Source organism: Rhizobium sp. Root149 (assembly GCF_001427345.1).
GTDB classification, from domain to species: domain Bacteria; phylum Pseudomonadota; class Alphaproteobacteria; order Rhizobiales; family Rhizobiaceae; genus Neorhizobium; species Neorhizobium rhizoryzae.
In genome coordinates this window covers 1-12,643 of record NZ_LMGD01000002.1, presented here as the reverse complement: position 1 = coordinate 12,643, position 12,643 = coordinate 1, and the positions used below count along the sequence as shown (strand labels likewise).

Genomic DNA, 12,643 nt, shown 5'->3' with positions numbered 1-12,643 from the left:
AGACATTACGCGGCCTCCGACAGGTTAACGGGTGCGGCAATCTGATAGAGAATGGCGAGGTCGTCGAACCGATAGGCATCGAGCTGAAGAGCATTGTCTTCTGCCATTCTCAATCGCTCGGCGAGAAGATCCAGCCTTGGAAAGAGGTAGTAGTCGAATAGCTTCTGGTTGGCAGAATCCATGCGGACAACGATAGTGATGTCGGGAGCAAGTGACGTGTCGAAACGCAGGTTCCAACGGAGAAGTCCCGTCGGTGTCTGGAAGCAACGAGCGATTACGATCGACAGCGTGAATTCCTCGTTGACCGTCACTCGATCGGTTTCGCTGTCCTGCCACGCCTCGCTGCCAGAGGATTTCAAGGCACCTATCACCTCCTCAAGGACTTCGGGATAGCGCTTGCGGAGTTCTCGATTAATTTCGACGTAACGGTAGTCTCGATCGGGATTGAAGCCCACGAGGCTGTAGGCTCGCAGAAGGCTGCCAAACCGTGAGCTATACGAACTGCTTGACGGCATCCCATCGCATTCATCGATGACGATACCCGATAGGCTTCCCGTTCGCTGGTACAGGTCTCGTAGAGACTGTAGCATCTCTTCATCGCTCAGCCGGAACGACCGGGCGTTGATAACGGTTCGCGCCGCTTCGAATACGGATCGCTCGATGACAGCGTCGAACACGCCGTTAGCCCTGATCCACATGTCGGGATCATTGCGAACATGCCGTTTCTTCAATTTGAAAGACTGTCGGTTCCACACATTGTCGCCGGCATATTTCTCGTTGATCAGGATTTGATGGACGGTCCCTCTCGTCCAGTTACGACCGAGGTCGGATTTGATGCCGCGCTTATTCAGCTCAGCTGCGATTTCACTCTCGCTTTCCCCATGATGGACGAACCTGCGATATATCTCGCGAACCAGCTCCACCTCTTCGGCCGGCCCCAAAGTGAGGATCACACGATCAGTCTGAATGCTTTTGTGCTCGCCGCGTAGGAGAATACCTTTCACTTGGCCGCGTTCATCGATGAGTGTGCGTCGTAAGCCAAAACCAGCTGGTCCGCCTTGCCGGTATCCCTTTTCGATCAGCCGGCCCTGCCCTGCGAAAACCTTCGTAGACAACTCACGGCTATATTCTCCGGCCATAGCCCGCTTGACACCTTTAACGATCGTGGACACCGGACTACCGTCATTTTCAAACTGTTCGGCGCAATATTCGACAGAGATCCCGGCACGGCGGCAGATGTATTCGTAATAGGCACTTTCATCGGCATCCTGGAAACGGCCCCAGCGACTGACATCATAGACCAGGACCATTGTGAAATCTGTTGTCCCGACCTGCACATCCTCGATGAGCTGGCGCAGCGCATCACGCCCTTCGATTTTCAAGCCACTCTTTCCTGAATCCGCATATGTCCGGACAATCTCGATACCACGCGCCCGCGCATAGTTCCGAATTGCCTCCGATTGGTTTTCGGTAGAATATCGCTGATGATCGGTCGACATACGCACATATTCGGCAGCTCGCACTGGCTGCGGCTCCGATGAGCTACCGTTTAAGGTGTGCCGATCCAATGGTTGCCCCTCCTGTCGTTGATCAGAGGCGTCTGATCCTGAGGTTGGCGCGGCGCCGAGCACACATCCATTTCTGCAGGCATCCGCATCGCAATTCTAGTGCATGAAGGAGCGGAAGATGTTGCCTAAAAAGGGCAGTAAGTTGCCAACGTGGCCCGGCTTTCTGGGTGACCGGGAGGTCCTTGCCTTCACCGTCGCCGATCTTCTGAAAAAAGAGCATGGCGATAGCCACCGAGCAATCAAGGAGCTGATGCGGCAAACCGGCGCCAGCGAACGAACAGTAAAACATTGGCTATCGGGACAACATGCTCCAGAAGCTATGTTTTTCCTTCGGCTGGTTGTTTCCTCGCCGGTCATGCGGGCCTTCGTTCTAGGTATCATCGAAGGCCCAGCATCCGAACAGAGTTCTGCTGCAAACGATCGCCTTCTTCGTATGGCAACCAAAGAAGCTTATGCCGCTGGCGAGGCCGCCATCGCTACACTGGCATCAATTATCGGCCGTAATGACCCTGATCGTGTCCCTGAAAGTGACCTTAATGATGACCCTGAACCGCCCTCCTTCAATCAACGCCAGCAATGGTTTGTAGAGCAGATCAAGGCAGGTAAACGCCTCGGCGCAAAAGAGATTGTGCTGACCTGGCATGTCAGCTTGAAAACGGCGCGGCGGGATATCAGCGCTCTCCTGCGTTCCAGGCTGCTCGAATATGTCGGATCGCGGCGAAAAGGCCGCTACAGAAGAAGCATTCACTAACTGGTCCCAAATCGCGACAAGCCGGACAACGCCTAATCAGTGTCAGCTTCCTCGTGCTCGTCAGAATCGAGGTCAGCTGGATTGATGCTGGGAGCTATAGAGTCGGTTCGACTGCTAAGAAGTCCTGCATCTTCCAGTGCCTCAATATTCGGAAGATCACGAAGGGTCTCGAACCCGAAGGCCGAGAGAAAATGCGGCGTCGTCACATAGGTGTATGGAGCGCCTGGTGTCGGACTGCGCGGCCCGGAGCCGATGAAACCCGAGCTTCGCAGATTACCGATGACATCGCGGCTAACCTCCTTGCCGAAGATCTTCCCCAACTCACCGCGGGTGACCGGCTGGAAATATCCCACCGCCATGAGTACCATAGCCTCGAACTCCGACAGGGCTGCTCCCCCTCCCCGCGTCGGCGCCGACGAGGCGCGGATTGTGCCGGCGAACCGCGGTCGGGTTCGATGCTGCCAGCCGCCGGCGACCGCCACCAGTTCGTATGGTCGGTCTCGCAATTCCTCGTTAAGGTCGTCGATGAGCAGATCGATGCTGCAGTCTTTTCTCACGACCCGCGCCAGCGTCTCGCGGCTGACCGGCTCGGCCGAGGCAAAGATCACCGCCTCGACCCGCAGCATCCATTCCCGCCAGCGCATATCCGCCGGCAGATCCTCGAGCTCACGATCGAACAGGACATCGTCCTCAGAATTCTTTCTGGCCGTTCGGCGGGGTTGCGTTGCTGCGCTCATCCCGGTCGCCTCACAATCCGAAGATGCGGAAGGAGGAGCGGCCTGAGAGCTCGCGGACCGCCTCGAAACTTTCCAGACGCTCGAACAGCCGGCTGGCCGCCCAGCGCGACAGGGTGCTGCCTGGCGCCGACGCTGCGACCGCATCCTCGTTTAGAAGTTGATGGACCACCGGCGCGGCGCCCTTGGTCCGCACCTTTGACGACACGGCCAGCAACCGCGCGGCGCGGCGATCGATTTCGACAGCGCAGCGCAGTGCGGCGTCGACACCGTCGACCAACGCCAAGCAAATTGCTTTCGGATAGGCCGGCTCTCCTGGTCGGACGCGACCACGGCCGCCAATGGTGCGGAACGCCGGGCCAAACCGCTCGGGCAACAGCAGGGGCACGGGTTTGGACCAGTTCAGTTTCTGCGCCAGTACGGCGTCGGCGAGGCCGAGCGCCAACACCTCGGCGTCCGGGCGAACGGTAAAGAACGCCGTTATCAGGTCCGCCACCGCAAAGGGTACTGCCCGCCCGGACTGGACCGCGGTATCGACCAGATCCGGAACCGCCACAAGGGCATCATCCCAGCGAAGGGCGGTAAGCTCGGCTTGCTCCTTGAGGAAGGGCGAGCCAATGGCGCCAGTCTTACGCGTCAGCATTCGTGTGGCCAAAAACAACTTGCCGGCCGGGCCGGGATCGTCGCCATTGGCCGTCAGCAAAACCGCGTCACGGATCGCGGTTTCTTCCACGTTCCGACCAAGCATTCTGGCGGCGACGGCGGCCGATTTCAGGGCGAGGCGATCGCGCCAGCAGCCGAGCCATGGCGGGTCGGCACGAAGAAGATCGTCGAGCGATTTCAGGGCGATACCGGCGACGAAGGCTGCATCGGATTCGGTGAAATCGTGTGCTCGCGACCGGATCCACTTTGGGAAGTGAGGTGACCAGACCGACGCGTTCGGAGTGTTGGGCGCAAGCGAATCCATGCGGCAGAGCATAAACCGCCTGTGCAGTTTGTGCCAGCAATATTGCGCTTAACCGCACGGCATGTCGACGAAATAATACGTCCGATAATCTTGCATTATCGGACGTTCTGCTCATTATAGAGAAATGGCCCGAATCATCGAACAAAACGGCGAAAATCACCTCGAGCAGACCTCAGCGCCGTCTCTCAGCACGGCGGCTGGGCATGATGTTTCTGCGCCGCGGGTGTCGGGCGATGGCCCCCTCCCCTCTTCTGTCGTCGATGACGAGACACCACCTCATCTCGCAAACCTCGCCGATCGCGCCCGGGGATACGTCGAAGCGGCGAGCTCTGCGAATACCCGCAAAGCCTACGCCGCGGACTGGAAGCACTTTTCAGCATGGTGCCGGCGGTCGAACCTAACTCCCCTCCCCCCGCATCCGCAAACCGTCGGGCTCTATATCACCGCCTGCGCTTCCGGCACGGCTGCACGTGGTGCAAAAGCGAACTCGGTCTCGACCATCGAACGCCGCCTCTCCTCGCTGTCCTGGAACTATGCCCAGCGTGGCCTCTCGCTCGATCGCAAGGACAGGCACATTGCGACGGTGATGGCCGGCATCCGCAACAGCCATGCCCGGCCGCCGGTCCAGAAGGAAGCGGTCATGGCTGAGGATATCATTGCCATGGTCGAAACGCTCGATCGCGGCTCCCTACGCGGCCTGCGTGATCGGGCCATGTTGCTCATCGGCTTTGCTGGCGGCCTTCGGCGCTCCGAGATCGTCGGCCTCGACCTGAAGGCCGACCAGACTGAGGACGGTCGTGGTTGGATCGAGATCCTCGACAAGGGTATGATTATTACGCTGCGCGGTAAAACCGGATGGCGAGAGGTCGAGGTCGGTCGCGGCTCGGCCGATGCGACCTGCCCGGTCGCCGCAATCGAGACTTGGATCAAGTTCGCTGATCTGGCTCATGGCCCGCTTTTTCGCCGCGTGACCGGGCAAGGGAAAGCTGTCGGCTCGGAGCGGTTGAACGACAAGGAGGTTGCTCGGCTTGTGAAAAGGGCCGCAATGGCCGCAGGCGTTCGCGGTGATCTCAGTGAGATCGAACGCGCCATCAAATTCTCCGGACATTCCCTTCGCGCGGGCTTGGCCTCCTCCGCTGAAGTCGACGAGCGTTACGTCCAGAAACAGCTCGGTCATGCTTCAGCGGAGATGACACGCAGATATCAGCGCCGGCGGGATCGCTTCCGCGTGAATCTGACCAAGGCATCAGGGCTCTAGTTGGCCCCTCCCCTATTTCGGAGTGAAATCGCAAGGGGAGATTCCAGTGCCAAATTTGTCGCTTAGCGCTTCAATTGAAATCGGAGGCTAAAAGCCACACCGCGTGTGACGACCCGCGATCTCGATAATCCGTCGTTGGGCTTCAATCGTCTCGAAAATAAGGTGCTCGTCGACCGATTGCAGTCCACGCGCCCTCAAAGCGGCCACGGCTTGCCGGTGCTCTCCGAGCGTGATCCGCGGCCGGCCGAGGTTTGCGAACCGAACCGGCCAGTTTTCGCCGCTCGGTCCGTCAACGAACACGCAAGAAATATCCCGAGGATCGTAACGGATCCTCATCTTGTCTGGCGCACCGGTCCACGGGCTCAGCACATCGTCCCAGTATTTGAGGCCGAACAGGTGCAGCCCGTCTCGGCGAATGACACGCTCCTCGAAGGGCAGGAAATCCAGCACGAAACGATGTTCGTCGTAAGGAAGCCGCAGAGGCTCCCGACGCGCAAGGACGCTATCTTCCCAAGCCAGGCGAGGTGGAATTTTCAGCACACGGTGAATATCTGCGTGATAGCGGCCGACGATCTCGAGGGTGAGCCACCGCTCCAGCTCGTCAAAGGTCATGACAGCATGTTTTTGAGGGTCGTAGTCGCCACGAGCGCTTATATCGCTCGACGTTGAGCCGGGCAGAAAGTGAACGGCACCCATCATTGTGCCGATAAGCCGCTCGATATGGCCACCGTAATGTGGGCGAGCAACCGGTCGATGGATGAGCTTTATGCCGTGCTCGGCCGCTCCCCAAGCAAGTGCCTTTCCCCGAAACTCCCGAGCATTGTCGAGATGAATGGCGGTGGGCAAACCATAGACGGGCCAGTCGCCGATCACGTTTTGCTCTACGAGCCAGGAAGCCTTCGGCAACACCATTTGCCGGATGGCCAAAGCGACAGATGTCGATGATGGGTGCTCAAGGCTCAGGTAGAAGCCGGCCACCATGCGGCTGGCGACGTCAATTGCCAAAGTCAGCCAGGGACGTTGCAATGGTTGGCGATTTACAGCATCGACGACAAAGAGGTCGACCAACGTATGATCGATCTGCACGACCTCCATCGCATGTGCGACGGAGTATTCATTGATCGCGGGTGTATATTGCTGGCGGGCGGCACTCGCACCCTCTCGGGCTCTGGTCAGCTTTTTTAGGTCAAAGCGATTAATTCGAACCTTCACGGCCTTCCAAGAAGGTGCAATCAGGTTTCGCTGACGGCAAATGATCCGGACATGATCATGAACGGCTGTGATCGTCGGCCGCTCGCGGCGGCAATAGATTTCCTGGATGGCGCTGGCAACGGCATCTTCCTGTCCCGCGGATAAAAGCCGCCTCCCCTTCTCTGGGCCGGGCGTCTCATCAAGTAATGAGCTAGTGACCGGTTTTCGCCGAAATTGCGCAAGCAGTTGATAAAACCGTGTGGGCTTGAGGCCCAGCTGCCTGCAAGCGGCGAATTTCTCCGGGGCGGTCAGCTTATTCACAGAAGCGATGGGCCGAATGACGGCTTCGCGGGCTACAGCCCTTTGCCAAGCTGTCTCGCTGCTGAGCGTCCTATCAGGTGTCCGCACCATCGAGACCTCCTGGCCGAGCTCTCGGCTTGGCCACGATCACTTGCCGCAAATCCCAGGATGCGCCCCAAGAATGACAGGCGAAAGACGCCTGGTCTCGGAAGTCATTCTACCGGGGACGGCCGCTACGGTCCGAAGCGGTCATCGCTTGCGGGTCCTCAGCCGAAGCATCTTTCATGTAGTTCCGACCTTCTCGATGGTCGCGTTTTTTAGTCATTGAGATGTAACGGCCGTTACAATATAATTGTGCGATGGATAAACAATCTTGGCTTCTTCTGACCTACAAGGTCCCCACTAAACCAAACAGGCGGCGGGTCGCGCTTTGGCGTAAGCTGAAAGGTCTCGGCGCGGTATACCTTCAAAGCGGAGTGTGTCTCCTCCCCAGAACAGACGAACATCGTCGTACTCTGAAGATCATAGAAAACGAGATCGAGGAGATGGAAGGCGAGTCCATCCTTCTCGAAACCGCGCCTTTGGATCAAAGCCAATCGGCAAAGGTCGAGGAGAGGTTTCGAGCTGACCGCGACGCTGAGTATCTTGAACTCATCGAGCGGTGCGATGGATTTGAAGCCGAACTCGAAAAGGAGACCGTAGCTGGCCATTTCTCATATGCCGAGATCGAAGAGAACGACCTCGATCTCAAGAAGCTGAAGACTTGGTTGGAAAAAATCAAAAAACTCGATTTCTATGGCGCAAACCTCGCTTCGCAAGCTGAAGCACGGCTCGCGAATTGTGAGGCTTTACTTGATGCCTACGCTAACGAGGTCTTCCTCCGACACGAAGAGAACAGGTGACCAATGGCTAGATGGCTCGACACCGCTAAACGATGGGCACGCTCGATCAAGCGAGATGTATTGGCCTTGTGGATCGCCGCGCGGGATCGGCGCACGCCGATTGCAGCGAAGATTGTTGCGGGCGGTGTCGCTGCCTATGCGTTGTCGCCAATCGATCTCATTCCCGATTTTATACCGGTTCTTGGATATCTTGACGATCTCTTGATCGTGCCTCTCGGTATACTACTTGCGACGAAGCTCATTCCATCGTCGCTTATGGTCGAATTCCGCACGCTCGCGGTACAGGGGACCAACCGTCCTTCCAGTCGGGCGGGCCTCGTATTTATCCTGGCGATATGGGTGTTCAGCGCCTCGCTCGCGGGATGGGTAGCCTGGACCTACCTGGCAAAGTAGCTGGCTCGGAGCCTGAAATACTTCTTCGCTGTACGCAGCAGGCCAGACCATCAGATGACCGCTTTTGGCGCTTTCCGGCCAATCTGGAAGATTCCAATGATCCTGGCAGATAATAAAATGTAATATTCCAAGAAAATTGATTCCGCTAAATCAAGCGAATCGACAAGCTTAAAGTCGAAGTCAACAACGGCGAAGATCAGAGCTCGACGCGCGAATTTCGATGACAGGTAACAGATAACAGGATGAATAGTTCAGTCGCTGCGAATGGTCGCTTTGTGACGCTGGCTTCTCGCCAGCTCAACGAACCGGCGCTTCACCTCTTCAAAGATCGCCGGAGGCAGCGGCCCATGATATCCGCTCTCGCTATCAACAGGGCGAACATCGGGCCCCGGCCAGACGAAACGATTGCTTTCGGTCAGCACGATCCACGACCGCTCGCCATCGAGACCGAGACGGCGTTTGGTGGCCGGCGGGATTTCGATCGCATCGCGGGAATCGGACGGCGGCGAATGCGTGATCGGCAGGACGCGAACCACAGGCGTTCCATCCTCAAGTGTGGCGACAATCGCAATCACGAGAGCGGGTCGATCCTTGTCACCCTCTTCCCGCCCTTGCAGATGCTGCCAATGCCAGAGATAGGAATAACGGAAAACCCAGCCGACCTTCGGTTCAGTCGGCAGCATTCTTGTCCATCAGCAGTTCGGCATTGAGATGATCCAGACCCGGCTCCATCTTCGAAGCCTCGATCGCGGCAAGCTCGTCGTCACTGATCGCAGCGGTTAGATCAACTCGCCGATCACGCTTGGCGAGGCGAAGGTAGTCTTCATAGGCCATGAGCACCGTGCGCGGCCGGCCGTTCTTAGTAATGATCACCGGCTCACGAACTGCGGCGTCCTGGTAGGCACCGAAATTCTTCGAAACTGCAGCGGCTGTCACAATCGAAGTCATGGCAGATCTCCTTTGTTCCGGAATATACGGGCTTTCCGGAACTGTTGCAATCAATCTAATAGACTTAAAGGCTGCGTAAGTGCCAAAGCTGACGATAGCCCCGATAAGCAACAGACCCGTGTCGCGCCGCATCGAAGAACTGACCACAATCGCCGCTGTTCCCCCCATAGAGCGGCGCGACGAACTCGCCGAACTGCTAACGGATCAGGATGTCGCAACGCTGCGAGCGCTGACCTCGGATCTCGCCTATCTGCAGGCATGGTCGCTTGCTTCGACGGGGATCTCTCTCCCGTGGCCCGCACCATAAGCACTGCCTCTGAAGTTTGTCGCCCATCACTTCTGGGATCCGGGAAAGCGTCTTACGGATCCAGACCACGGCATGCCCGGTGATGTCGAAGATAAGCTGCGCATCCAGGGGTTCCTCAGAACAGTCGGCCCCCACGCACCCGATACCGTTCGCTGGCGACTGGCGACCTGGTCTACCCTGACCAAGTGGCGGTGGTTACAGGGTGCCTTCGCCTCCCCTGCCCTGAAGTCCGCAATCCGGCTGTCCGTGCGCGCGACGCCGCGACCGAGGAAGCGCAAAAGCGCAAAGGCCGTGACCAGCGACGTCCTGTCAAAACTCATCGCGACCTGTCGCACCGACAGCCTGCGCGATGTGAGAGACAAGGCGATCCTGATGGTCGCTTTTGCCTCTGGCGGTCGTCGTCGCAGCGAAGTGGCAGGGCTGCGCAAGGAACAGCTCACTCCGGAAGCTCCGATCCCTGTCGAAGGCCCATCTCCCCTGCCCTCGCTGTCCATCCATCTGGGACGCACCAAGACGAGTGGTGCCGACAGCGACGAGGTCGTCTACCTCACCGGTCGTCCCGTCGATGCGCTGAATGCCTGGCTAAAGGCTGGCAGGATAGACAAAGGCAGCGTGTTTCGAGGCAATGTCTCAGCCCGTGCGCTAGATCCGAAGGCGATCAGCGATATCGTCAAGCAGCGCGCTGCAATGGCCGGTCTCGATCCTACAGAATTCTCCGCCCATGGCCTGCGCTCCGGCTATCTCACCGAAGCAGCCAATCGCGGCATTCCGCTGGCAGAAGCCATGGAGCAGTCCCGGCATCGCTCCGTCCAGCAGGCCTCGGAATACTACAACCATGCCCAACGTCGCAGTGGCAGGGCTTCGAGGTTGCTGGATTGAGAGGAGAATCCGCAACAGCGATGCTGGAGATGTCCAACCCTTACGAGCCCAGAGAGTCTGGCTCTGGTTAAAAAGTGTCCTCTCAGTCGGACACAGCTACAAGCCTGATTTTATTTTATGCTAACGAAGACTATTTTACTGCATCGCTCTTGCATAGCCCGCAGCCCGAGCCTCGATCTCACTACAGAACCAACGGATATCAGTTGTTGAACCGGTGAAACTGATTTCACGAAAGTGAAGCCCGTAGGTTTGATACATGCGCTCACCCGTATTCGCGTTGATCGTTCCTTTTACGTTGCATCTTGGGTCAATGCTTTTGCTGTCCAGCAGAAACATGAATGTCTCGGATGGATTCCATCCCATTAATAAACAGGTCGCAAGTCCTATCGAGACGAAAGTTAAGCTCAATACAAGAACGAGTGCGGCCACAGAAGAGGAGAAGCTCCCCTTGCCGCGATCCGGGTCACGTTCAGGGCTCGGGTTTTTTCGAAAGGTGATGGCTTTTGCTGACATACCAGAATTCTAAATCTTTCACCTGAAGGCAAAGTTACTGAAATTCTGCGGAACTAAGATAGCTCCTCCTGAATTGTTGGGGACGATTATTGAGGGAGTAAGCAGGCATCAATTCTTATCAGGGCCTGTCGGCAAACCAATCGAATTTAAGAAAACCTCGCTCTCGCGGCCCCTGAACTGCCCCCAAGGCTGCTGGAAAAAACCATAGTGACAACGAGATAGCGTTCGTTGCGACGTGCTGCAGATCCTTCCCATGGACAGACAATGCGCGAACTGATGGCGTTACCTGAACCGGCGCCAAAAAATGAGCTGAAAAGGCAAAGGTGATTCATCAACGCCGCACCATGGAGGAGCCCCGAAGCGGTCGAGTTCGCCACCTTGGAATGGGTTGACTGGTGCAACCACCGACGCCTCCTAAAACCCATCGAGAAAATACTGCCAGGCGAAGCTGAAGAGCGGAATTACGCCGTGCTGGACGAAGCAACCATAGCCGCATGACTCAATTGACATGGCCTCCAGCAAACCCGGTCCAGCTTACCGCTCAGGCAAGCCTTTCAAGAACAGGCAAACTTTTGCCATGCACAGGCATCTCGGCCGCCTCCCGAAGAACCTCTCGATCAAGAACCACAATCTGTCCTCTTAACGATCTGATAGCACCCATCCCCTCGAGCTGTTGAAGCGCCACTGTCATGCTGGGGCGGCGAACGCAATGGATATCCGAGAGCGCATCATGCGTAATGTTGATAGATCCCTTGTTTAGACGAGCATCTGCCCGCACGATCCAAAATGCCAGTCGCGTCACAATGGAACAAGCCGTCGCCCGCGTCAGAACCTCATGCGTCTCCAATGCCTGCCCAAGCAGGTAGTTATGCAAGATTTCCCCAATGGGAGGGCGGTTCAAGATGAGCAATCGAACCAGACGCGGCGGTAGGCCGACCATCTGCCCGGCAGTCTGGACGATCGATGTGGTGCTTTCTTCCCTGCCCGTTAAGGTCAGGGCCACATGGAGCCCCAATACCCCGTCACAGCCGACTTGCTGCACTTCAACACGTCGGTGACCAAGTGACCTGAAGCAAGAGATCAACCCGGAGGTGGGAAACAAAACCCACTCAGCCACTTGCCCCTGCGTTAGTAGGAGTTGTCCCGGTCTGGGTTCGAACCGTAGGGATTGTGACTCAACCTCTTTCGGCGAACACTCCTCGATCTCTCGAAGGAGGTAGTTTCGAGCTTCGCAGCTTTCTGTCGACATATGGAGACCCCCAAATTGAACAGGGAGCTAATGTTACCCGTTCCGAAAGCAAGGGTTGGGAACAATCCGGCCTCGCTGGTGTTTTTGGCGCGGGAGGCAGTCATGCAGAAGGCAGATTTATATCAATCGATGATCACCGGCAGTCAGATTACCGATAACGATTTGCGAACACGTGTTCTGGAGCTTGTGAAGCATTTGACATCGCACCAGCACGTTCAGAGGGAATTGATGTCGAGCGCGATGCGATGCTTTACCGAGGCAAAGGCGAAGGGTCTAACACCAGACGAGATCTACAAGCAGATTTCTCGCAGTGTGCTGCGACAGATACAGGCAATGCTGCTAGACCGGCAGCTCTAGCGTCACCATTTATCAAGACAGTTGGCGTTGATCCAAGCCTTTGACGATATCTTTGAATGACAGCTGGAACTGCAGGCCATCTGAAGCATAGGTGACGGAGACATCCGGTGCAAAGGTCGCCGGAAAGGCGCGTCGGATCAGTTTGGATCCAAAGCCTTCTTTCTCCGGAACAACGACGGGCGGCCCGTCATGTTCCGTCCATCGAAGCACGATGCGCCCGGCCTCGTTTCGCCAGCAGATGTCCACATACCCATCGTCTGACCGAAGTGAACCGTATTTTGTCGCGTTCGTGGCAAGCTCATGGATGATCAGCGACAAGGCCAAAC

The 12,643-nt window shown here is 57.1% G+C and carries 13 protein-coding genes and 3 pseudogenes; 7 read left to right on the top strand and 9 right to left on the bottom strand.

Going from position 1 to position 12,643, the window contains the following annotated elements; all coding sequences use genetic code 11:
- Window positions 1–5: 5 nt before the first annotated feature.
- Entirely contained in the window at window positions 6–1,499 is a 1,494-nt protein-coding gene (locus ASD54_RS03705; protein ID WP_062553290.1) for a recombinase family protein, read from the bottom strand.
- 187 nt (window positions 1,500–1,686) lie between these two features.
- Here ASD54_RS03705 and ASD54_RS03700 point away from each other — a divergent pair, with 187 nt between their 5' ends.
- Window positions 1,687–2,319, top strand: a complete 633-nt coding sequence (locus tag ASD54_RS03700; protein WP_062553289.1) for a hypothetical protein — start codon at window positions 1,687–1,689, stop codon at window positions 2,317–2,319.
- A 32-nt stretch (window positions 2,320–2,351) separates the two neighbouring features.
- Here the strand turns inward: ASD54_RS03700 and ASD54_RS03695 are convergent, their stop codons facing one another.
- Complete coding sequence (locus ASD54_RS03695) at window positions 2,352–3,056, bottom strand: SMC-Scp complex subunit ScpB (protein ID WP_062553288.1); 705 nt, start codon at window positions 3,054–3,056, stop codon at window positions 2,352–2,354.
- A 10-nt stretch (window positions 3,057–3,066) separates the two neighbouring features.
- The gene (locus ASD54_RS03690) at window positions 3,067–4,020 is read right to left on the bottom strand and encodes a DUF1403 family protein (RefSeq protein ID WP_062553380.1); all 954 of its coding nucleotides are present in this window, start codon (window positions 4,018–4,020) and stop codon (window positions 3,067–3,069) included.
- Window positions 4,021–4,144: 124 nt separating this feature from the next.
- Between ASD54_RS03690 and ASD54_RS03685 the strand changes: the two genes are divergently transcribed.
- On the top strand, window positions 4,145–5,278 hold the full coding sequence (locus tag ASD54_RS03685; protein WP_062553287.1) for a site-specific integrase: 1,134 nt from the start codon (window positions 4,145–4,147) through the stop codon (window positions 5,276–5,278).
- An 87-nt stretch (window positions 5,279–5,365) separates the two neighbouring features.
- Here the strand turns inward: ASD54_RS03685 and ASD54_RS03680 are convergent, their stop codons facing one another.
- Entirely contained in the window at window positions 5,366–6,880 is a 1,515-nt protein-coding gene (locus ASD54_RS03680; RefSeq protein ID WP_062553286.1) for a Mu transposase C-terminal domain-containing protein, read from the bottom strand.
- Window positions 6,881–7,128: 248 nt separating this feature from the next.
- On the opposite strand from ASD54_RS03680, the gene ASD54_RS03675 reads away from it, so the two are divergent.
- A complete protein-coding gene (locus ASD54_RS03675) occupies window positions 7,129–7,671 on the top strand; it encodes a Chromate resistance protein ChrB (RefSeq protein WP_062553285.1) in 543 nt (180 codons plus the stop codon).
- A gap of 3 nt (window positions 7,672–7,674) precedes the next feature.
- The gene (locus ASD54_RS03670) at window positions 7,675–8,064 is read left to right on the top strand and encodes a YkvA family protein (protein ID WP_062553284.1); all 390 of its coding nucleotides are present in this window, start codon (window positions 7,675–7,677) and stop codon (window positions 8,062–8,064) included.
- A 251-nt stretch (window positions 8,065–8,315) separates the two neighbouring features.
- Here the strand turns inward: ASD54_RS03670 and ASD54_RS03665 are convergent, their stop codons facing one another.
- Window positions 8,316–8,747, bottom strand: a complete 432-nt coding sequence (locus ASD54_RS03665) for a hypothetical protein (protein WP_062553283.1) — start codon at window positions 8,745–8,747, stop codon at window positions 8,316–8,318.
- Window positions 8,734–9,012, bottom strand: coding sequence for a type II toxin-antitoxin system Phd/YefM family antitoxin (locus tag ASD54_RS03660; protein ID WP_062553282.1), 279 nt, complete (start codon window positions 9,010–9,012; stop codon window positions 8,734–8,736). Before ASD54_RS03660 ends, ASD54_RS03665 begins: the two co-directional genes overlap by 14 nt.
- Before the next feature lie 103 nt (window positions 9,013–9,115).
- Between ASD54_RS03660 and ASD54_RS03655 the strand changes: the two are divergent.
- Window positions 9,116–10,198 (top strand): annotated as a pseudogene (locus tag ASD54_RS03655) (site-specific integrase).
- A gap of 135 nt (window positions 10,199–10,333) precedes the next feature.
- On the opposite strand, the gene ASD54_RS26775 reads toward ASD54_RS03655, so the two are convergent.
- A complete protein-coding gene (locus ASD54_RS26775) occupies window positions 10,334–10,711 on the bottom strand; it encodes a hypothetical protein (RefSeq protein ID WP_162249535.1) in 378 nt (125 codons plus the stop codon).
- Window positions 10,712–11,053: 342 nt separating this feature from the next.
- Here ASD54_RS26775 and ASD54_RS25930 point away from each other — a divergent pair.
- Window positions 11,054–11,209, top strand: a pseudogene (locus tag ASD54_RS25930) (IS3 family transposase); the annotation flags it as partial.
- A 43-nt stretch (window positions 11,210–11,252) separates the two neighbouring features.
- Here the strand turns inward: ASD54_RS25930 and ASD54_RS03640 are convergent.
- Window positions 11,253–11,714 carry a helix-turn-helix domain-containing protein gene (locus tag ASD54_RS03640; protein ID WP_162249534.1) on the bottom strand — a complete coding sequence of 154 codons (462 nt, stop codon included), beginning with the start codon at window positions 11,712–11,714 and terminating at the stop codon, window positions 11,253–11,255.
- A 348-nt stretch (window positions 11,715–12,062) separates the two neighbouring features.
- Between ASD54_RS03640 and ASD54_RS03635 the strand changes: the two genes are divergently transcribed.
- Window positions 12,063–12,317, top strand: coding sequence for a hypothetical protein (locus ASD54_RS03635; protein ID WP_156379053.1), 255 nt, complete (start codon window positions 12,063–12,065; stop codon window positions 12,315–12,317).
- Window positions 12,318–12,329: 12 nt separating this feature from the next.
- Here the strand turns inward: ASD54_RS03635 and ASD54_RS26770 are convergent.
- A pseudogene (locus tag ASD54_RS26770) lies at window positions 12,330–12,643 on the bottom strand (hypothetical protein); the annotation flags it as partial.